The following is a 20,145-nucleotide window of genomic DNA, read 5'->3' as shown; positions in this document are numbered from 1 at the left end:
CACAAAGAACAGCGTACTTTCTTCCCACTGTTCCTTGAGATCTTTTGGGGAAGATTCTAATCTTTTTCAATTTTATCTTATCCCCCAACCTTTGTCTAATCTTATACTGGTGCTATGGATGTATTCATTTCAATTCCGGCAGGGACCACTTCCTGATCTGCTTCGGCTCCTTCCATTGCCAGCTCAAGAACCTCATCAAGATGCTCAACCGCAATCACCTCAATCCCGGTGACTTCCTGCAGGAGAGCCTGCTCATTTTCCTTAGGTATCATCACGGTTTGCGCGCCTGCAAGCTTTGCTGCTTCCACCTTCGCGACAACGCCGCCGACCGGCTTCACTTTTCCATGGATGCCAAGCTCGCCGGTCATCGCCACCGTATTTTTAATTTTTTCTCCGCGAATCGCCGAATAAATTCCTGTTGCGATCGCAATTCCCGCAGATGGACCATCAACGGGTCCTCCCCCCGGGAAATTGACATGAATATCATAATCCTGAGTCGGAATCCCCATTCTTCGCAAGACAGTCACGACGTTTTCCACTGACCCTTTCGCCATGCTTTTCCGGCGAATCGAACGCATTTGGTTGCCTGTGCTTTCCTCCTCGGCAATACCGGTTATGTTTACATTCCCTTTTCCCTCATTTTTAATAACATTAACTTCAATTTCCAGCAATGCTCCGAGATTAGGCCCATACACTGCGAGACCGTTGACGAGCCCTACCGCCGGCTGATGGTGAATCTTCCGCTCTGGACGCGGGGCCAACTGACTCGCATGAAGCACCCATTCGACATCGGCGCAGCTCAATGTTGTTCTGCCCTCCGACGTGGCAACACCGGCGGCGATTTGCACAATATTTACCGCTTCACGGCCATTGGTGGCGTATTTGGCAATGCATTCAATCGCTCCCTCTTCGGCTGTGAACGAGATTTTCGCCGCTGCTTTTTCAGCTATTTGAATAATTTCTTTCGGCTTGAGCGCGCGGAAATAAACCTCCAGGCAGCGTGACCGAATCGCCGGAGGAAGCTCCTGCGGCGTTCTTGTCGTCGCCCCAATTAAACGAAAATCCGCCGGCAATCCCTTTTGAAAAATATCGTGGATATGGCGGGGAATTTGACTGTTTTCCTCACTATAGTAAGCAGACTCTAAAAAGACTTTGCGGTCCTCCAGCACTTTAAGCAGTTTATTTAATTGGATCGAATGAAGCTCGCCAATTTCATCGATGAACAACACACCGCCGTGCGCTTTCGTCACCGCGCCGTGCTTCGGCTGGGGAATGCCGGCTTGTCCCATCGCTCCGGCTCCCTGATAAATCGGATCATGGACGGAACCAATGAGCGGATCGGCAATCCCCCGTTCATCAAAGCGGGCTGTCGTACCATCCAATTCAACAAAAACAGCATCCTGGGAAAATGGAGATTTTGCGTTGCGCTTCGCTTCTTCTAACACGAGCCGAGCCGCCGCTGTTTTGCCGACCCCGGGCGGTCCATAAATAATCACATGCTGCGGGTTCGGTCCGCATAATGCGGCACGCAGTGAGCGAATCCCTTCCTCCTGCCCAACAATATCAGCAAAGCTTGCGGGCCGAACCTTCTCGGAAAGCGGCTCGCTTAATGAAATGGAGCGCATCCTTCTTAATTGTTCCATCTCTTTTCTTGATTCCCGGTCAATCGAGACGCGCTGACTCCGTTGATTCCGTAATAAATTCCAAAAGTAAATGCCGATGACAACGCCAAAAAAAAGTTGCACAACCAATGCAATTCCAGTCCAATTCATACATACCCCTCCAGAAGTTGTCGTTTGTTTCTTTTAGTATGACCGGGAACCACTTCCCTAATCAAAGAAACTTCTGAGAAAGATTGGTTACGTTTATCAGGGCCTCCACAAAAAGAGCCCGGAAAAAAGGTGAACGTTCACCTTTTTTTCCAGGCTTAAACTAGGCGCAGAAACGAAGCCACTGCCCTGTCCTACTAAGTGTTTGTAATTCCTCTCGTTGCATATTAGCTAGGAGAACTTCACTCCTAGCTAATTTAATAGAGCTTGCAGCGGCTCCGGTCATTACTTACAGCGGTTACGTTCCGGGCGCAGCCAGAAGGAAAGAAAACCACTTTCCTTCTGGCTTTAAAACCGTGGCCCGGACTCCACGCGCTGTTTTGGAGATGTCTACGCATAATGGCTCCGCGCGCTGCGTGTCAGCCAGGGCTGACTTAAAGAATTGCAGCGGCTCCGCTCATTACTTAAAAAGAGTGTTCCCATGTGGGAACACTCTTTTTGTTTACGCGCTTTCTTTTGGTTCGGTTTGGGAGAGTGTAATTTCTGTGCCGTCTTTTGTGAGCAGCGTTGGTGGCTCATTGTCTGTGACACACTTATCATGAATGATACATTTCACGACATCATCGCGTGATGGGAGGTCAAACATCACATCAAGCATTAATGTCTCGATGATGGAACGGAGGCCGCGGGCCCCTGTTTTCCGCTCAATCGCTTTGTTGGCAATTTCGCGCAAAGCTTCCTCTGTAAATTCAAGCTCAACATCGTCAAGCTCAAGCAGCTTTTGGTATTGCTTTACTAGCGCATTTTTTGGCGCCGTCAGGATTTCAACCAATGCGTCAATATCAAGTGGCTCAAGGCTAGAAATCACCGGCAGACGGCCGATAAATTCAGGAATTAAACCGAACCGAAGTAAATCTTCCGGTAAGACTTTGCCTAAATATTCGCCTGGCTTCAGTTCCTCCTGTTTCACTTCTGAACCAAATCCGATGACTTTTTTCCCGAGGCGGCGTTTAATGATCTGCTCAATTCCGTCAAATGCTCCACCGCAAATGAAGAGAACATTTGTCGTATCAATTTGAATGAACTCCTGATGCGGATGCTTGCGTCCCCCCTGCGGCGGCACGCTCGCTGTTGTTCCTTCCAAAATTTTAAGCAGCGCCTGCTGCACGCCTTCACCGGATACATCACGTGTAATGGATGGATTTTCCGATTTGCGGGCGACTTTATCGATCTCATCGATGTAAATAATTCCTTTTTCTGCTTTCTCGACATCATAATCAGCGGCCTGAATCAGCTTCAAAAGAATATTCTCGACGTCTTCCCCGACATAACCGGCTTCAGTTAAAGAAGTCGCGTCGGCGATCGCAAACGGCACGTTTAAAATCCGCGCCAACGTTTGAGCTAATAACGTTTTCCCGCTTCCAGTAGGTCCGATCATACAGATATTACTTTTCGCCAGCTCGACTTCATCAGAGCGGTTTAAAGAGTTGATTCGCTTGTAATGATTATAGACGGCGACCGAAAGCGACTTTTTGGCGCGATCTTGTCCAATGACATAGTCATCAAGAATTTGTCTGATTTCGTGCGGCTTTGGAACTTCCTGATATTCCACTTCTTCTTCCGTTCCAAGCTCCTCTTCCACAATCTCCGTACAAAGCTCAATGCACTCATCGCATATATACACACCAGGTCCAGCTACAAGCTTGCGGACTTGGTCTTGTGTTTTTCCACAAAAAGAACATTTTAATTGTCCTTTTTCCTCGTTAAACTTAAACATATTATCACCCCTAAAGAATAATTGTATCATCCTCGATGCTTCTCTATCTAGGATAAAGCGTTCCCAACTTGCTGACTTCACGACGACCATAGGGACGATACCTGTAAATCAAGCTTCTGATCGTATGTTTCGTCATTGTATCATACAAACGCAAAAACCACTAAAAAAAACTCTTTTTACCCGTCTTTCAGCTCAAAGCTTAATATGTACAGACCTTCATAGTGCTATGTGGATTACTTCATTTTATGTAAGGATTGCTTATACATTCAAGATTTAGAGAGAAAAATCCTTTTTCTTTTCTAAATTGATACACTTTTCTCACCTACTTCAAACCTGTTTTTCTAAGCTTGTTCTAAAAACAGGCATGTCATACACGAAAGAGCGAGAAAGTGAAGAATCATGATGTGGAAAAAGAGGTGTCTGAAAAGGCCGATTTTACCTTTTAAAACACCTCCGAAGCAATGGACCGAGCCGGCGTGAGTAATGTGCCTCACACCGTTACAGCCATCTTTAAACTTTGTACAAAATTAATGAATGACTTTATTTCTTTTTGCTGTTGTCAACAAGAAATTCAACAGCCTTTTGAACTTTCAGGTCACCTTTGATTCCTTCAAGTCCGCCCTGCGCGGCGAAAATCGTCTTGATTTCCTCAACCGACCGCTGGTACATTTCAGCCATTTTTTCAAGTTCCTTGTCAACATCTTCTTCCGTTACTTCCAAGTTCTCCGCATCAGCAATTGCTTCCAGCGTCAAATTGATACGGACGCGTTTTTCGCCGTCAACCTTGAACTGTTCGCGCATTGCCGACTCGTCTTGACCGGAAAACTGGTAATACATCTCAAGGTTCATTCCTTGCATTTGCAGACGTTGTTCGAACTCCTGCATCATCCGATCCACTTCAGTCGTAATCATTGCTTCCGGAATGTCGATCGTAGCATTTTCTGCCGCTTTTTCGACCAATGTGTCACGGATTTCATGGTGAGCTTCATGCTCTTTATCTTTTTGCAGCTTATCTTTCAGTTCCTTTTTCAATTCATCAAGTGTTTCCACTTCTTCATTCGCATCTTTCGCAAATTCATCATCAAGCTCAGGCAATTGCTTGCGCTTAATATCGTGGATCTTCACCTTGAACGTCGCTGGCTTCCCAGCAAGATTCTCCGCATGATATTCCTCAGGGAATGTCACTTCCACATCTTTTTCTTCCCCTGCTTTTAAGCCGACAAGCTGCTCTTCAAAGCCGGGAATAAATTGACCAGAACCGATTTCAAGCGAATAGTTTTCAGCCTTTCCGCCTTCAAACGCTTCCCCGTCAACGAACCCTTCAAAATCCATCACTGCAGTATCGCCGTTTTCGATTGCGCCATCTTCAACAACGACAAGCTCTGCCTGACGTTCCTGTAGTGATTTTAATTCTGCATCGACGTCTTCATCGGTTACAGTTGTATCCTTTTCTTCAACTTCAAGCCCTTTGTACTCGCCAAGAGTCACTTCCGGCTTGACCGTTACTTTTGCTGTGAAAACAAGGTTCGCACCTTTTTCCATTTTTTCAATGTCAATTTCAGGACGGTCAACAGGCTGAATACCTGTTTCGTCAACCGCACCGGCATACGCTTCTGGAAGAAGAATATCAAGTGCATCCTGATAAAGTGCTTCTACACCAAACTGCTTTTCGAACAGGGCACGAGGAACCTTCCCTTTACGAAAACCTGGTACGTTTACTTTTTTGACGACCTTTTTGAATGCTTGATCAAGAGCCTCGTCCACTTTTTCCGCAGCTACATCTACAGTAAGGACACCCTCATTACCTTCTAACTTTTCCCATTTTGTAGTCATTTACTTTCCCTCCAACTATACACATCTTCGTTTCCGAACGATAGATTTCTCATCATCATTGACAACCATTCTAGTATAACATAATGCCCGGTCTTTTCAAATATTACTTAGCGTCTCCGTTTAACGATTTTCATTTCTTGTATAAAACGGATCGGCTTGATAGACAAGACGTTCCAGCTGATTGACTTCAGCCACTTTTTCAGCCAGGGTGCTGCCGGAAACAGCATAGCGGCCTTCAATATGCTTCAGCTCTTCCTCGCCACCGATCCGTTCACACGCACAATAGTGAAAGACGGCCGTCCAAAGCTCCGCATCCTCAGGCTCCGGCAAAAACGGGAAAAGCGCAAAGAGATGGGCGGAGCTTAGCTGACGGGCAAATTCCAGCAGCTGCGGGCTTTCCTGTCCAAGCTCCTCATCAAGCTGTTTCAATAACGCTTTCCCAAACGATGATTCAAACGGCTCGACCAATTGAGCCGGTACAACTACGGCTTCTCTTTCTACTTTTGAAATATGTATTGGTTGATCATACCCTTTTTCCTGAAGGGCGAGCAGCGCCATGCTGCTCAGAGCTAAATCCTGCTCCGGCTTTTGTAAAAAATCAGCGAGCGCTTTCGTCGCTTCGACATCCGGAAGCTTCTTCAATTGTAAAATCGCCTGCATTTGCAATTCCGGTGAGCGTGAATCAAGCATATGTAAAATGTCTTCGGGCACTCCCTCAGGCTCGGTCTCCTGCTGAGCCAGCCATTCCTGGTCACCCGCCATCTGTCTGCTGAAGTGAAGAAGCTGATAAAAGGATTCCGCATATTGCGCGGGTACTTTGTTTTCAGAAAGGACCGCATCAAGAATGTCAACGACCTCTTGATACTGACCGAGCTGCACGAGCAAGGAGATATGAACCTGGAGATTATCATAATAATCGCCGATCCCTTCCTTTAGCAGTTCACTCGTATGCTCAACCGCCTCATGGAGCCGCCCGAGCTCAACAAGGCTCAGCATCTTGCCAAACAGAACTTGAGGGTGATCTGGCTCATGCTCCTCGGCCGAAAGAAAAAACTCCAGCGCAGCTGCACCGTCCTTTGCCTTTAACGCATCCATCCCTTTTTCAATCAAACGTTTCACAAGCCCAGGATATAAAATCACTTTCTTATCCGTTTTATGTATTCGTTTATCCATTATGGAATCGCTCCACTCTTTCATGAGTTTGACTAATGATATTCCTTATAGTTTAACAATTCCCAATTCATGTGACAAACAACCCTCTTTTTTGGCAAAGCCTGTTGAATTCTCCTTTCTAAAATAGAGAAAGAGGTCTGTCCCTATAGTCGGCGGCAGTCCGGGTCCTCCCATACACCCGAAATCGTCTGCCGACTAATAAGGTCAGACCCTCATCTAACGTTAGCCGTTATCCAATCTTCTGTTCATATTCTTTAATCTTATCCTCATAGGTAAGAGTACGACCGATTTCATCCCAGCCATTAAGCAGCATCTCTTTCCAATAAGGATCAATCTCGAAGGATGCTTCAAAGCCTTCGCCCGTGATTTTTTGTGCCTCTAAGTCAACTGTAATCTCAACAGCCTGATTCGCACCGCTTGCGAGTAGCTGATTCACTTTCTTTTCATCAAGACGGATTGGCAGCATGCCATTTTTGACACAGTTATTATAGAAAATATCAGCAAAGCTTGGAGCGATAATAATTTTGAAGCCGTAATCCTGCAAAGCCCACGGGGCATGCTCGCGCGATGAACCGCAGCCGAAGTTATGAGCAGCGACTAAAATCGTCGCTCCTTTTGTGTGAGGCTGATTCAGTTCAAAATCCGGGTTCGGCGAACCATCTTTCAGGAAGCGCCAATCAAAAAATAGAAATTGTCCAAAGCCGCTGCGTTCCACCCGCTTCAAAAACTGCTTCGGAATGATTTGATCCGTGTCGACATTAACCCGGTCCATCGTTGCTATCGTTCCTGTATGCTTAACAATTGGTTCCATTGTACTCCCTCCCTCTGTTTAATGAGCGACTTGCTCCTTCTTCCACTTTCTCACATCAACAAAACGGCCATTGATCGCGGCGGCGGCGGCCATTTCCGGACTGACGAGATGAGTGCGCGCGCCTTTCCCTTGACGGCCCTCAAAATTCCGGTTAGAGGTTGATGCGCAACGCTCTCCTTCCGGCACAACGTCAGGATTCATACTTAAGCACATACTGCAACCGGAGCTGCGCCATTCAAAGCCCGCTTCCTCAAAAATGCGATCAAGCCCTTCTTCTTCCGCAAGCTTTTTCACGCGTTCTGAGCCTGGTACGACAAGTGCCCGGACATTCGGAGCGACCTTGTGTCCTTTAACGACTTCCGCCGCGGCACGAATGTCGCTGATGCGTGAATTCGTACAGGAACCAATGAACACATGCTGAATTTCAATTTCTGAAATCGGCGTGCCTGGACGAAGATCCATATAAGCTAGCGCCTGAGCAATCGCACGTTGCTCCGTTTCATTTTTACCATCTTCAGGAGAAGGCACCACTTTTGAAATTCCTGCTCCTTGTGACGGGTTCGTTCCCCACGTTACCATCGGCTCGATCTCACTCGCATCAATCGTCACCACGCGGTCATAAGCCGCGCCTTCATCAGTAGCCAAAGCCCGCCACTTTTCAACAAGTTGATCAAAGGCTTCTCCGGAAGGAACGTTTTCGCGCCCTTTTAAATAATCAAAAGTTACTTGGTCAGGGCTAATCAGTCCTGCTTTAGCTCCTGCTTCAATCGACATATTACAAATCGTCATCCGCTCTTCCATCGTCAAACCGCGAATCGCATCTCCGGTAAATTCAATAACGGAGCCCGTTCCAACGTCAACGCCAAATTTAGCAATGATCGCTAAAATAATATCCTTTGCTGCCGTTCCCGGCGATAACGTACCTGTTACCCGTACTTCAAGCGTTTTCGGGCGGGCTTGCCATAGTGTTTGCGTCGCAAGCACATGCTCGACTTCACTCGTACCAATCCCGAAAGCAAGCGATCCAAAAGCACCATGCGTAGACGTATGACTATCTCCACATACAATTGTTTTTCCTGGCTGGGTTAACCCAAGCTCCGGTCCAATAACATGGACAATTCCGTTTTCAGGATGTTCAAGATCGACAAGATCAATGCCAAATTCACGGCAATTCTCTTCCAATGTTTCCATCTGCTTGCGGGCAATCTGATCGGTAATGTTATAACGGTCGACCGTCGGTACGTTATGATCCATCGTTGCAAAGGTTAAATCAGGGCGCCGCACCTTACGTCCTGCGAGCCGCAATCCTTCAAATGCCTGTGGAGAAGTTACTTCATGGACCATATGAAGATCGATGTAAAGTAAAGACGGCTTCCCCTCTTGTGCGACAACCTCATGCGCTTCCCAAATTTTTTCGATAATCGTTTTTGCAGCCATCATTCGCTCCTCCTTTTCTAGTAACCATACTCGGGTAGAAATGAGAGCAATGGATATGCTCCATTGCCCCGTGTACTTCTAAGATGTTGCCGTTGTCTGTTTTAATGCTTCTACGACTTTTTCCGTCATCTCGTCCGTTGACAAAACATTCGCCTGGTCTGTTAAGTCAGCCGTACGATAACCGTTCTTTAATACATCATCAATCGCCTTCTGCAACGCTTTCGCTTCCTCCGGCATTTCCAGCGTATACGCGAGCATTAACACGACTGAAGATAATGTCGCCAACGGATTGGCAATTCCTTTTCCGGCAATATCCGGCGCTGAACCATGAATCGGCTCAAATAACCCCGGGCCCGACTCACTTAAACTGGCAGATGGCAGCATCCCGAGTGACCCTGTAATCATTGAAGCCTCATCACTTAAAATATCACCAAACATATTTTCCGTGACGATGACATCAAATTGTTTCGGATTACGGATGAGCTGCATTGCCGCATTATCAACGAGCATGTGACTATACGTCACTTCCGGATAATCCCCGGCAACCTCTTCCACTACTTCGCGCCATAGCCGACTTGATTCAAGCACATTCGCTTTATCCACCGACGTTAAAATACCGCGCCGCTCACGAGCCAGCTCAAATCCTCGTCTGACGATTCTTTCAATTTCGCTTCTCGAATAAATTAATGTGTCAACGGCAGTTTCCTCTCCGTTCACCTCTCTGCGCTCACGAGGTTCCCCGAAATACAATCCGCCAGTAAGCTCTCTTACAATAAGCAGATCAACTCCCTGGACGACTTCATCCTTCAGGGGAGAAGCATCGGCCAAGCTGTCAAAAATCGTCACCGGACGCAGATTAGCAAATAAACCAAGTGATTTGCGCAAACCGAGCAGCCCTTTTTCCGGACGGATATCACCAGGCAGGGAATCCCATTTCGGTCCGCCGACGGCTCCTAATAATACGGCATCACTTTGCTGACAGGCATCAATCGTTTCTTGCGGTAACGGCGTACCGTATTCATCGATTGCCGCTCCCCCCAGATAAGCGTGCTTCACTTCAAATTCATGTCCATATGCTGTCCCGATTTCGGTCAAGACCCGTTCAGCTGCTGCTGTCACTTCTGGTCCAATCCCGTCACCCGGAAGAATGACAATACGTTTTTGCATGCAGTTGCCCCCCTTTCTTCCTGCTTTGTTATGCTCTATTGAGCCGGAAACAGCCATCCCGATAGAATGGCTTTATCGTAATTCGGCATATTTTCTGACATATAACGTTATAACTATCTGAATAAACGTCAGTGAATGTCTCTGCATCGCATCGGCAATAGGCTTCGCTTTCCGCGGGAAGCTGGTGAGCCTCTTTTTGCTCGCACTTGAGGTCTCACCGTTGCTTTTTCTAAAGCTGCTGAAGAAGCACGATTTTCACTTTTTCAGCAGCAAGTTTTTTCAGTGGGTTCGCTTCTCCTCCCGCTGGAGTCTACACCAATTACATCCGCTGCATGATTACTTTGTACGGAATTTCCGTTCCACATTTTGTCAATTGAAATTAGTTGTTAGCGCCAACTGCACCTTTTTGTGCTTTAACGAAAGGCATCATTTCACGAAGCTCACGACCGACAACTTCGATTGGGTGGTTCTTTTCTGCTTCGTTGATTGTTGTGAATTCAGGACGGTTTGCCTGATTTTCAAGAATCCAGCCTTTTGCGAATTTACCAGTTTGAACGTCTGATAAGATTTCTTTCATTGCCTTCTTCGTTTCATCTGTTACGATACGAGGTCCAGCCTGGAAGTCACCCCATTGAGCCGTATCGGAAATGGAATAACGCATGTACTCAAGTCCACCTTCGTACATTAAGTCAACGATTAGCTTTAATTCATGCAAGCACTCGAAGTAAGCAACTTCCGGCTGATAACCAGCTTCAACCAATGTTTCAAATCCGGCTTTGACAAGCGCCGCCGTTCCACCGCATAGAACAGCCTGCTCACCGAATAGATCTGTTTCTGTTTCTTCCTTGAATGTAGTTTCAAGCACACCAGCACGGGCTGAACCAATTTGCTTTGCATAAGCAAGAGCGATTTCTTTCGCCTGACCTGTTGCATCCTGGAATACAGCGATTAATCCCGGTACCCCTGCTCCATCTTCAAATGTACGGCGTACTAAGTGACCAGGACCTTTTGGTGCAGCCAAGAAGACGTCGATATTTTTAGGTGGAACGATTTGGTTAAAGTGAATATTAAAGCCGTGAGCGAAAGCAAGTGTTTTTCCTTCTGTTAATTCCGGCTCGATTTCGTTTTTGTACACAGCCGGTTGAATTTCATCTGGAAGAAGGATCATGATTAAATCTGCCTGCGCAGACGCTTCACGAACGGAATATACAGTAAAACCATCGTTTTCAGCCTGCTCCCATGATTTCCCTTGGCGAAGTCCGATGATTACATCAACACCGCTTTCACGCATATTTTGTGCATGAGCATGGCCTTGAGAACCGTAACCGATAACAGCTACCTTCTTTCCTTGTAATACTGCCTCGTTTACGTCACCATTGTAATAAACTTTTGCCATAATAAATCTCTCCTCGAATTTTGAATTTTGTTTTTTTATTAGGAAATGAATTCCAAACTAATTGATAAGGGTCAGCCGATATGGATCGGTGACAGGTTTTTTCGTGCTACGATTGAAGGCCGTAATACCTGTACGGGCGAGTTCTTTAATGCCATAAGGACGGAGCAAATCGATAAATGCTTCCACCTTTTGGTGATCACCCGTAATTTGCACAGTCATGCTTTCCCTGCCAATATCAATGACACTGGCCCGGAATGGATTAACAAGGGCAGCTACCTCACCACGTTGCTGCGGAGTGACAACGACCTTAACTAGGGCCAGTTCTCTCGCAACAATAGATTCATCGGTAATGTCCTTCACCTTCAACACATCGACCTGCTTATTCAATTGCTTGATGACTTGCTCAATGTTTTGCATGCTGTCGACAAGGACGACAAATGTCATTCTCGAAATCGCCGGGTTTTCTGTCATTCCGACGGTAATGCTTTCGATGTTAAAATGCCGTCTCGCAAACAACCCGGTGATGCGGTTAAGGACACCTGACGTGTTGTTAACAAGTGCTGTTATCGTCCGTTTCATGGCTTAACCCCCTCCATTTGATGATGACCTTTTCCAGGAGGAATCATCGGATAGACGTTCTCATCCTTGGCGACGCGAATATCCATCAGCACCGGGCCCGGATGGGCAAGCATTTCATTCAACGCTGCCGGTAAGTCGGATTTCGTATCAACTCTGATTCCTTTAATGTCATAAGCGCTTGCCAGCTTGACAAAATCAGGCTGAATCGGGAAGAGCGAATTTGAATAGCGCTCGCCGTGGAAAAGCTGCTGCCATTGTCTAACCATACCGAGTGAGGCGTTATTGACGATGACCACTTTGACCGGCAAATTCAACTCCTGAAGAATCGAAAGCTCCTGAGCTGTCATTTGGAAGCCGGCATCGCCAGTTACGGCAATGACTGTTGATTCCGGCTCGGCAAACTGGGCGCCGATCGCAGCAGGGAAACCAAAGCCCATCGTTCCCAGCCCGCCGGACGTCACCCAGCGGTTTGGCTTATTAAACTGATAAAACTGCGCTGACCACATTTGATGCTGACCAACATCAGTCGTAATAATCGCCTCGCCTTTTGTCGCGTCATGCAGCATTTCCAGAAGCTGCTGCGGCTTGATCGTTTCGCCATCCTCTTTATACCAGAGCGGATATTCCTGTGCCATTTTTTGAAGATGACGACGCCATTCGCTTGTGTCAGCCGGCTCGGTCTTCTCTTCAAGCAGCATTTGCAATGCCTGCTTTGCATCGCCGACGACCGGAATTTCGGTTTCGATGTTCTTCCCGATCTCTGCTGGATCAATATCAATATGGACAACACGCGCTTCAGGAGCAAAATGGTCGAGGTTCCCGGTTAAACGGTCATCAAAGCGCGCTCCGATGCTGATAAGCAAATCAGCTTCATGAATCGCCATATTGGCGGTGTAAGTACCATGCATCCCTGCCATTCCGAAGAACAGTTCATGGCTGCCAGGAAATCCGCCTAAGCCAAGCAATGTATGAACGACCGGAATCTGATACGCTTCCGCAAAGCTTTGCAGTTCATTAGCCGCTTTGCCGTGAAGCACGCCGGCTCCGGCGAGGATTACCGGCTTTTTCGACTCGGCTACCGCTTCCATCACCTTGCGAATTTGCAAACGGTTCGGAACGATTGTCGGCTGGTAGCCAGGAAGGACGACCTCCTGGTCATAGTCAAACAATCCACTCGCCAGAGAGACATCCTTTGGCAAATCAATCAAAACCGGACCCGGACGGCCTGTTGTCGCGATATGGAAAGCCTCTTTAATAATGCGCGGCAGCTCTTCAATCGAGCGGACCTGATAGTTATGCTTTGTAATCGGCATTGTAATTCCAATCATATCCGCTTCCTGGAACGCATCGGTTCCAATCACAGAAGTTGCTACTTGGCCCGTTATGACAACTAGAGGGAGAGAGTCAATCATTGCATCTGCGATTCCGGTCACAACATTCGTTGCCCCCGGACCAGACGTCACAATACAAACCCCCGGCTTTCCAGATACTCTGGCATAGCCTTCTGCGGCATGAATTGCGCCTTGCTCATGTCTTGCGAGAATATGACGGATTCCCGTTTTATAGATTTCATCATAGGTTGGAAGAATCGCGCCACCGGGGTAACCAAAAATGACATCGACGTTTTCTCTTGCAAGTGCTTCAATTAACATGCCTGAACCTGACAATTCTTTAATTGATTCATTTGCCTGCTGTTCTTTTTTCTTTACTTTCATACTCATCTCCTCGTGCCTCCTTACATAATCATAACTTTCTCTCCACACTGTCCAAAACAAAAAACCTTTCCACCCCATAGAAAGCCATCTCTGGCTTAAGGGGCGAAAAGGTTTCCTTTCCACGGTACCACCCTTATTCATTGAATTAACCATCATTCAATCTTACGGATAAGTTCAGGGACTTATCACATTTTGATAACGAGTGCTGTGAACACTCGACTAACCCTAATAGAATCCGTTCAGGCCAGTACTCAGAGGCGAGCTTCATCATTACTGACTTCACCGCATCTCAGCAACCGCGGCTCTCTGTTGAAGTCATCGTAAAGATTACTTTTCCTCATCTTCGTTTTCAAGCTATTAGATTTTCATAATTCCGCCTGTGTTGGCAGATGTGACTAATTTTGAATAACGGGCTAAGTAGCCTTTTTTAACTTTTGGTTCAGGCTCTACCCATCCTTCTTTACGCTTCGCATGTTCTTCCTCTGATACTAGCCACTCAATTGTCCGGTTTGTCAGGTCAATGCGAATCTTATCGCCATTTTCCACAAAAGCGATCGGTCCGCCTTCAGCTGCCTCAGGAGAGATGTGACCAATGGAGATCCCTCTGGAAGCTCCTGAGAAACGGCCATCTGTAATCAGTGCGACCTTTGTTCCTAAGCCGCGACCGGTGATCGCTGACGTAGGAGCAAGCATTTCCGGCATTCCCGGGCCACCCTTCGGCCCTTCATAACGAATGACGACAACGTGGCCGGCACGGACAGTGCCATCATTGATTCCTTGCTGCGCCTCATCCTGTGAGTTAAAGACAATCGCTTCCCCTTCAAAAACTTTAATCGAAGGATCAACAGCTCCAACCTTGATGACCGCACCGTCCGGGGCAATGTTTCCATAAAGGATTGACAGGCCGCCGACCGGGCTGTATGGATTATCTTTTCGACGAATGACATCATCATTAGTAATTTCTGCATCTTTGACGTTTTCATACAAGCTTTTTCCGGTAATGGTAATGCGATCGCGGTGAATCGCACCTTCGATTTCACAGAGCTCTTTAATAATGGCGCTTACGCCACCCGCTTTGTGAACATCATCCATCGAATAATCCGATGCCGGACTGATCTTACATAAATACGGTACGCGTTCAGCTACTTGGTTAATCCGCTGTAAATCATAGTCAATCTCTGCTTCGTTGGCAATCGCCAATGTATGAAGGACAGTGTTTGTAGAACCACCCATCGCCATATCAAGAGCGAAAGCATCGTCAATTGTTTCTTCCGTGACGATATCGCGTGGTTTAATGTCATTTTTAATCAGGTTCATCAAATGCTTCGCCGCATCCTTAATGAGCTGATGCCGGTCTTCTGAAGTCGCGACGATCGTTCCGTTGCCCGGCAATGCCAAACCGAGCATTTCCATCAACGAGTTCATGGAATTGGCGGTAAACATCCCCGAACAGGACCCACAGGTTGGACAGGCTGACTGTTCAATTTCAAGCAGCTCTTCCCTTGTCATTTTTCCTGACGAAACAGCGCCCACTCCTTCAAAGACAGATACGAGCGAAAGGCTTTGACCATCTTTCGTCCGTCCCGCTTCCATCGGTCCTCCTGATACGAACACGGAAGGGACATTGGTCCGCACTGCCGCCATTAGCATTCCCGGCGTGATTTTATCACAGTTTGGAATGTAAAATACTCCGTCAAACCAGTGAGCATTAATAACGGTTTCTGCTGCGTCACAGATAATTTCGCGACTCGGAAGGGAATAGCGCATGCCGATATGCCCCATCGCAATCCCGTCGTCAACTCCGATTGTATTAAATTCAAATGGAATACCGCCGGCTTCTCGAATCGCTTCCTTTGCCACTTCCGCAAACTTATTTAAATGCATATGGCCTGGAATAATATCGATGTATGAATTACAGACACCGATAAACGGCTTATCCATTTCGTCTTCTTTTACACCTGCAGCGCGTAGAAGACTTCGATGAGGTGCCCGGTCGATTCCTTTTTTTATCATGTTACTTCTCATACAACTCTCTCCCAACTTCAACGCTTCTCGCTGTTTCTATTAACTGATTTCTACTTCCGGATATACTTTTTCACCATCTTCAATTACTTTCGCTCTGAAAGCTTCAAGAAGCCGGTTCGTTTCTTTTCCAGGATGGCCATCCCCGATTTGGCGGCCATCGACTTTCACGACGGCGATCACCTCAGCTGCTGTTCCTGTTAAAAAGACTTCGTCAGCTGTATACACATCATGTCTCGTGAATGGTTCCTGCTTAACCGTATAGCCAAGCTCGAGAGCGATTTCGATAATCGCGTTCCGCGTAATACCTTCGAGGGCACCGACGTAGCCTGGAGGCGTGGAGAGCGTGTTCCCTTTTACGATAAAGACGTTGTCCGCCGAGCCTTCGGCGACATAGCCTTGATCATTGAGCATCAGCGCTTCACTGACTCCGGCAAGACTGGCCTCGATCTTCACAAGAATGTTATTCAAATAATTCAGAGATTTAACTTTAGGACTAAGAACATCCGGCCGGTTCCGTCTTGTCGCGACCGTGATAATTTCCAACCCACTTTCATACAGTTCCTTTGGAAACAGGGCAAGCTCTTCCGCGATTACAATCACTTGCGGATTCGAACAGGATGATGGATCCAGCCCTAGATTTCCAACTCCCCGCGAAACGACGAGGCGGATATAAGCATTCTGCAATTTGTTCTTTTGCAGCGTCTTAATTAAAATGTCAGTCATTTCTTCTTTCGACTGTGGAATCATAAGCATGATCGATTTAGCAGAATCATAAAGCCGATCAAGATGCTCCTTTAATCTGAATACATTCCCCTCATAAACGCGAATTCCTTCGAATACGCCATCCCCATATAAAAAACCGTGGTCATAAACCGAAATCTTTGCATCTTCCTTCTCAACGAACTCTCCATTTAAATAGATCCACTGTTCAGCTATGACGCTCACTCTCCTCATCATTCATGCCACTTCTAGTATGTGTAAAACGCGAGATGTTCGGCATATGAAATATCTCTCTTGAGCGGACATTTGTTTATAATATTAGTTGTTGTTTGAGGTTTATAATACGCTGAATCAGGGGCATGGTCAACCACTTTTTCAGAAAATAATTTGACTATTTTGATTTGTCAGCCCTCTTGTATGCGCTTACATCGCTGTTATTGCCTGTTCCGACGTTAGATTTTTCGACATAAAAAAAGTTTCGGGCCTCTATCTTTTCGTTTGCTGCCGTTGTTTCTCCTTCACTTGAATTAATTCGCACCTGCTATTTTTTAGCATAGAATGACAAAAGCTGGGACATCCTATAGAGGGGTGATAAGCAATGATTAAATTCCTGAAACGGACGTTAAGACGATCCACTAAATTTCCTTATATTCACATCCGCCAGCGCTCAAAAGCATCACTTGTCATTGTCAAAGACCTTTCCAGCCGCTGTAAAACCGAAGCGGAACAAAAGCTTTATCAGCAATTGCGGGCAAGGCTCTATTATCCGACTCCGAACTATTATGTTCAAGGCGTCTTGATTTCCCTGGCCTTAGTTCCATTCAAGCTCGCTTTCATCGAATCGCATCCGGGTATCAATCAGTCACGCATCAGCCGTCAGCTTAGAAAAAAAGGCTGGCAGGTCGTCTATTACGATGCAGAAAGCTTGCTTCACGATGAGAACCGTTATGTGAACAAACTTTTACAAGCCGCCCCGCAACCAATAAAAAACGTCTCTTCCTGATCTTACTTCGGGAAGAGGCGTTTTTGGGCTAAGGAAACGCGATCTTAAAAGCCACTCTCCCTTGTAACTCATAAGTAGCGCATAGCGGCTCTTCATCTTTCTTTATCGTTTCTGTCAATAGCAAAAAGCCTTCTGTTCTATTCGCTAGAAAGAAGGCTGCTCTATTTTCACTTATGTAATAGTCAAATGGCGTCCCAGGAGAGATTCGAACTCCCGACCGACGGCTTAGAAGGCCGTTGCTCTATCCAGCTGAGCTACTGGGACCAAAAGCGGGTGATGGGAATCGAACCCACGACATCAGCTTGGAAGGCTGAGGTTTTACCACTAAACTACACCCGCACGTTTTTAATATTATCCTCTTATTTTCAGCACGCAACTGGCATGCCTCTTCCTCTTCTCGCTTACCCTTCGATGCTTCTTGCGTCGAGGCAACTCGGGGGCTTTTCGTCGATGCGTCGCTCGTGGCTGAGGTTTTACCACTAAACTACACCCACATATTAGTATTATTTTATTCCTATTGGTTTCAGCACGCAACTGGCATGCCATACTTTTCTTCAGGACACTTATTTTCCCGACGACATTTATAACTATACAGAAGTTTTGTGGGGTTGTCAATAGTTATTTTCCAATTGGAAGAGATGTCTCAAAAGGGGATAAATCGCCCTTTTTAAGACATCTTCGAATGGCTATCCCTTCTATAACGGAAAGGAGTAAATCATATCTTCGACCACATCTCCGTCTTTTGTATAGAAGGTGACAATCGTCTCGGTCTCTGTACGTTCGCAAAGACAATAAGTCCCTTCCTTCCTGTCCCGCGGCAGACGGATGCTTCCTGGATTAATGTAAATAATATCATTTTCCTTGAAGGCCGTGGCGACATGTGAATGACCAAAGCAGGCGATATGCGCGCCTACTTCCTCGGCCCGGTAGCTTAGTGTGACGTAGGTCATTTTAACGTTGTATTTATGACCATGTGTGGCATAGAGGGCCACCCCCAGAACCGTCTCGCTCCATTCATCGGGAAACGGACTGGCATCACAGTTTCCTCTGACGACAATTGCCTGCTGAAGAGCCTGATGCTGTTCAGGAAGTTCGGAATCACCGCAATGCAGGACGAGATCGACTTCAGCCCGATGCCTTGAAATGATCGCCTCTACCTCTTCTACCAGGCCATGGCTGTCACTTAAGATCAATGCTTTCATACCATCTCCTCCTTACTCCCAGTCTGACCGATTTGCTGTAAGCTGCTTCATCGCCTCAGCCCGATGGCTGACACGATTTTTCTCCTGCGGGGAAAGCTCTGCCATCGTTTTTTTCAGCTCAGGGACGTAAAAAATCGGATCATAGCCAAACCCGTTTTCACCAGATGGTCTCAGCGCAATCTCTCCCTCACAAAACCCTTCGTAGTACCGAGTCACCTTGTTTGGACTTGCCACCGCAATTACGCATACGAAGCGTGCGGTTCGCTCCTCTTGGGGAACTCCCTGCAACTCAGCCAGCACTTTTTCGTTATTTGCCTGATCATCCTTATCAGGGCCTGCATAGCGGGCGGAGTAGATGCCTGGTCTTCCATCAAGAGCATCAACGACGAGACCCGAATCATCGGCCAAAACAGTCTTGCCAAAGGCTGCCGCGATCGCTTCCGCCTTCTTTGCCGCATTTTCACGAAAGCTGTGTCCATCCTCGATGATCTCCGGTATTTCCGGAAAATCGAGCAACGAACGGACTTCCCAGCCCAATGGAGCAAATAACTGCTGAAAATCCTTTACTTTTCCAGCGTTCTTTGTTGCAATGACTACTTCCCGCTTCATTCCTCTTTCTCCTTCTGACCAATTCGCGCGGCAATTTCTCCAAGAATTTCTCTTTGTTTCATGATCAACGAATCGATGCCGCCCTCCGCCAAATCAAGCAGCTTGTCCAGCTGAGTCCGGGAAAACGTTGCTTCCTCCCCGGTTCCCTGCAATTCAATCAGCTGATGCTCTCCTGTCATCACCACATTCATATCAACTTCCGCGGCGGCGTCTTCGATATAGCATAAATCAAGCAGCTCGCCTTGCTCTTTCATGACGCCGACAGAAATCGCCGCCAGAAAATCAACAATCGGCCATTCCTTCATTTTACCAGCCTTCATCGCTTTTTCCATCGCCAGAGCGAGGGCGACGAACGCGCCGGTAATCGAAGCCGTGCGTGTGCCGCCATCTGCCTGAATAACATCACAGTCAATCCAGATCGTTCGTTCTCCGATTTTCGATAAGTCGATAACGGCCCGAAGCGAACGGCCGATCAACCGTTGAATTTCCATCGTCCGCCCCGACACTTTTCCCTTTGAGGACTCTCGAATATTCCGCTGTTCGGTCGCGCGAGGAAGCATCGCATATTCAGCGGTGATCCAGCCTTTTCCCTGACCGCGTAAAAAAGGAGGAACTCGATCCTCAATACTTGCCGTACAAATGACCTTTGTTTCTCCCATAGAAATCAGCACCGATCCTTCCGGGTGCTTAACAAAGTGTGGAATGATCTCCACACGTCGTAGTTCATGATTTGCCCGTCCGTCCGTTCTCATCATTTGCCTCCTCAATCTACCGTTCATTCGTTTTATGTAATAAGGAATCGGATAGGAGGTTACTCATTAGTTGAGTAGCCGACCTTCCACACCACCGTACGTACCGTTCGGTATACGGCGGTTCCTAAGTTTACACCTTAACAGTTTTGAAATGTTCCGAGAAAGATGCGTATCCTG

Annotated in this window: 16 protein-coding genes, 2 tRNA genes and 1 other annotated feature; of the genes, 1 reads left to right on the top strand and 17 read right to left on the bottom strand. The window is 46.9% G+C overall.

Annotation, left to right across the window (positions count from 1 at the left end; genetic code table 11):
- Positions 1–101: 101 nt before the first annotated feature.
- The 12 genes from lonB to ilvE all read right to left on the bottom strand — a co-directional run bounded on the left by lonB (position 102) and on the right by ilvE (position 16,618).
- The gene (gene lonB, locus M3202_RS13380) at positions 102–1,772 is read right to left on the bottom strand and encodes an ATP-dependent protease LonB (RefSeq protein WP_251223838.1); all 1,671 of its coding nucleotides are present in this window, start codon (positions 1,770–1,772) and stop codon (positions 102–104) included.
- Positions 1,773–2,271: 499 nt separating this feature from the next.
- A complete protein-coding gene (gene clpX / locus M3202_RS13375) occupies positions 2,272–3,546 on the bottom strand; it encodes an ATP-dependent protease ATP-binding subunit ClpX (RefSeq protein ID WP_251223837.1) in 1,275 nt (424 codons plus the stop codon).
- Positions 3,547–4,086: 540 nt separating this feature from the next.
- Entirely contained in the window at positions 4,087–5,379 is a 1,293-nt protein-coding gene (gene tig / locus M3202_RS13370; protein ID WP_251223836.1) for a trigger factor, read from the bottom strand.
- A 120-nt stretch (positions 5,380–5,499) separates the two neighbouring features.
- On the bottom strand, positions 5,500–6,552 hold the full coding sequence (locus M3202_RS13365) for a tetratricopeptide repeat protein (protein WP_251223835.1): 1,053 nt from the start codon (positions 6,550–6,552) through the stop codon (positions 5,500–5,502).
- Positions 6,553–6,781: 229 nt separating this feature from the next.
- Positions 6,782–7,363: a 3-isopropylmalate dehydratase small subunit gene (gene leuD / locus M3202_RS13360; RefSeq protein ID WP_251223834.1), complete on the bottom strand. Its 582-nt coding sequence runs from the start codon at positions 7,361–7,363 to the stop codon at positions 6,782–6,784.
- A gap of 18 nt (positions 7,364–7,381) precedes the next feature.
- Entirely contained in the window at positions 7,382–8,800 is a 1,419-nt protein-coding gene (gene leuC / locus M3202_RS13355; protein ID WP_251223833.1) for a 3-isopropylmalate dehydratase large subunit, read from the bottom strand.
- A gap of 78 nt (positions 8,801–8,878) precedes the next feature.
- On the bottom strand, positions 8,879–9,967 hold the full coding sequence (gene leuB, locus M3202_RS13350; RefSeq protein WP_251223832.1) for a 3-isopropylmalate dehydrogenase: 1,089 nt from the start codon (positions 9,965–9,967) through the stop codon (positions 8,879–8,881).
- Between the two features lie 379 nt (positions 9,968–10,346).
- Positions 10,347–11,363 carry a ketol-acid reductoisomerase gene (gene ilvC, locus M3202_RS13345; RefSeq protein ID WP_251223831.1) on the bottom strand — a complete coding sequence of 339 codons (1,017 nt, stop codon included), beginning with the start codon at positions 11,361–11,363 and terminating at the stop codon, positions 10,347–10,349.
- A 57-nt stretch (positions 11,364–11,420) separates the two neighbouring features.
- The gene (gene ilvN / locus M3202_RS13340) at positions 11,421–11,942 is read right to left on the bottom strand and encodes an acetolactate synthase small subunit (RefSeq protein ID WP_251192447.1); all 522 of its coding nucleotides are present in this window, start codon (positions 11,940–11,942) and stop codon (positions 11,421–11,423) included.
- Positions 11,939–13,663 (bottom strand): acetolactate synthase large subunit, encoded by a 1,725-nt coding sequence (gene ilvB, locus M3202_RS13335; RefSeq protein ID WP_251223830.1) that lies wholly within the window; start codon positions 13,661–13,663, stop codon positions 11,939–11,941. Before ilvB ends, ilvN begins: the two co-directional genes overlap by 4 nt.
- A gap of 89 nt (positions 13,664–13,752) precedes the next feature.
- Positions 13,753–14,010, bottom strand: a binding site (T-box leader).
- Between the two features lie 4 nt (positions 14,011–14,014).
- A complete protein-coding gene (ilvD, locus tag M3202_RS13330; protein WP_251223829.1) occupies positions 14,015–15,682 on the bottom strand; it encodes a dihydroxy-acid dehydratase in 1,668 nt (555 codons plus the stop codon).
- 39 nt (positions 15,683–15,721) lie between these two features.
- On the bottom strand, positions 15,722–16,618 hold the full coding sequence (gene ilvE, locus M3202_RS13325; protein WP_251223940.1) for a branched-chain-amino-acid transaminase: 897 nt from the start codon (positions 16,616–16,618) through the stop codon (positions 15,722–15,724).
- A 382-nt stretch (positions 16,619–17,000) separates the two neighbouring features.
- Between ilvE and M3202_RS13320 the strand changes: the two genes are divergently transcribed.
- Entirely contained in the window at positions 17,001–17,405 is a 405-nt protein-coding gene (locus M3202_RS13320) for a hypothetical protein (RefSeq protein ID WP_251223828.1), read from the top strand.
- Between the two features lie 187 nt (positions 17,406–17,592).
- Here M3202_RS13320 and M3202_RS13315 read toward each other — a convergent pair.
- The 5 genes from M3202_RS13315 to rph form a co-directional block, all read right to left on the bottom strand.
- A tRNA-Arg gene (locus M3202_RS13315) sits at positions 17,593–17,669 on the bottom strand.
- A gap of 4 nt (positions 17,670–17,673) precedes the next feature.
- A tRNA-Gly gene (locus tag M3202_RS13310) sits at positions 17,674–17,744 on the bottom strand.
- A gap of 356 nt (positions 17,745–18,100) precedes the next feature.
- Positions 18,101–18,607 (bottom strand): metallophosphoesterase family protein, encoded by a 507-nt coding sequence (locus tag M3202_RS13305; protein WP_251223827.1) that lies wholly within the window; start codon positions 18,605–18,607, stop codon positions 18,101–18,103.
- A 12-nt stretch (positions 18,608–18,619) separates the two neighbouring features.
- On the bottom strand, positions 18,620–19,216 hold the full coding sequence (locus tag M3202_RS13300; protein WP_251223826.1) for an XTP/dITP diphosphatase: 597 nt from the start codon (positions 19,214–19,216) through the stop codon (positions 18,620–18,622).
- Entirely contained in the window at positions 19,213–19,968 is a 756-nt protein-coding gene (gene rph, locus M3202_RS13295; protein WP_251223825.1) for a ribonuclease PH, read from the bottom strand. The genes M3202_RS13300 and rph overlap by 4 nt, the downstream gene beginning before the upstream one ends.
- Positions 19,969–20,145 lie beyond the last annotated feature (177 nt).

This window comes from Halalkalibacter oceani (genome assembly GCF_023715605.1).
GTDB lineage: Bacteria > Bacillota > Bacilli > Bacillales > Bacillaceae_D > Halalkalibacter > Halalkalibacter oceani.
This window is presented reverse-complemented; position numbering and strand designations above follow the sequence as displayed.

Excerpts from the sequence above, each read along its gene's own strand:
- leuC (WP_251223833.1), bottom strand. The coding sequence starts at position 8,800 with ATGGCTGCAAAAACGATTATCGAAAAAATTTGGGAAGCGCATGAGGTT.
- M3202_RS13300 (WP_251223826.1), bottom strand. The coding sequence starts at position 19,216 with ATGAAGCGGGAAGTAGTCATTGCAACAAAGAACGCTGGAAAAGTAAAG.
- leuB (WP_251223832.1), bottom strand. The coding sequence starts at position 9,967 with ATGCAAAAACGTATTGTCATTCTTCCGGGTGACGGGATTGGACCAGAA.
- M3202_RS13320 (WP_251223828.1), top strand. The coding sequence starts at position 17,001 with ATGATTAAATTCCTGAAACGGACGTTAAGACGATCCACTAAATTTCCT.
- M3202_RS13365 (WP_251223835.1), bottom strand. The coding sequence starts at position 6,552 with ATGGATAAACGAATACATAAAACGGATAAGAAAGTGATTTTATATCCT.
- ilvB (WP_251223830.1), bottom strand. The coding sequence starts at position 13,663 with ATGAGTATGAAAGTAAAGAAAAAAGAACAGCAGGCAAATGAATCAATT.
- ilvN (WP_251192447.1), bottom strand. The coding sequence starts at position 11,942 with ATGAAACGGACGATAACAGCACTTGTTAACAACACGTCAGGTGTCCTT.
- M3202_RS13305 (WP_251223827.1), bottom strand. The coding sequence starts at position 18,607 with ATGAAAGCATTGATCTTAAGTGACAGCCATGGCCTGGTAGAAGAGGTA.
- clpX (WP_251223837.1), bottom strand. The coding sequence starts at position 3,546 with ATGTTTAAGTTTAACGAGGAAAAAGGACAATTAAAATGTTCTTTTTGT.
- rph (WP_251223825.1), bottom strand. The coding sequence starts at position 19,968 with ATGAGAACGGACGGACGGGCAAATCATGAACTACGACGTGTGGAGATC.
- lonB (WP_251223838.1), bottom strand. The coding sequence starts at position 1,772 with ATGAATTGGACTGGAATTGCATTGGTTGTGCAACTTTTTTTTGGCGTT.
- tig (WP_251223836.1), bottom strand. The coding sequence starts at position 5,379 with ATGACTACAAAATGGGAAAAGTTAGAAGGTAATGAGGGTGTCCTTACT.
- ilvD (WP_251223829.1), bottom strand. The coding sequence starts at position 15,682 with ATGAGAAGTAACATGATAAAAAAAGGAATCGACCGGGCACCTCATCGA.
- leuD (WP_251223834.1), bottom strand. The coding sequence starts at position 7,363 with ATGGAACCAATTGTTAAGCATACAGGAACGATAGCAACGATGGACCGG.
- ilvC (WP_251223831.1), bottom strand. The coding sequence starts at position 11,363 with ATGGCAAAAGTTTATTACAATGGTGACGTAAACGAGGCAGTATTACAA.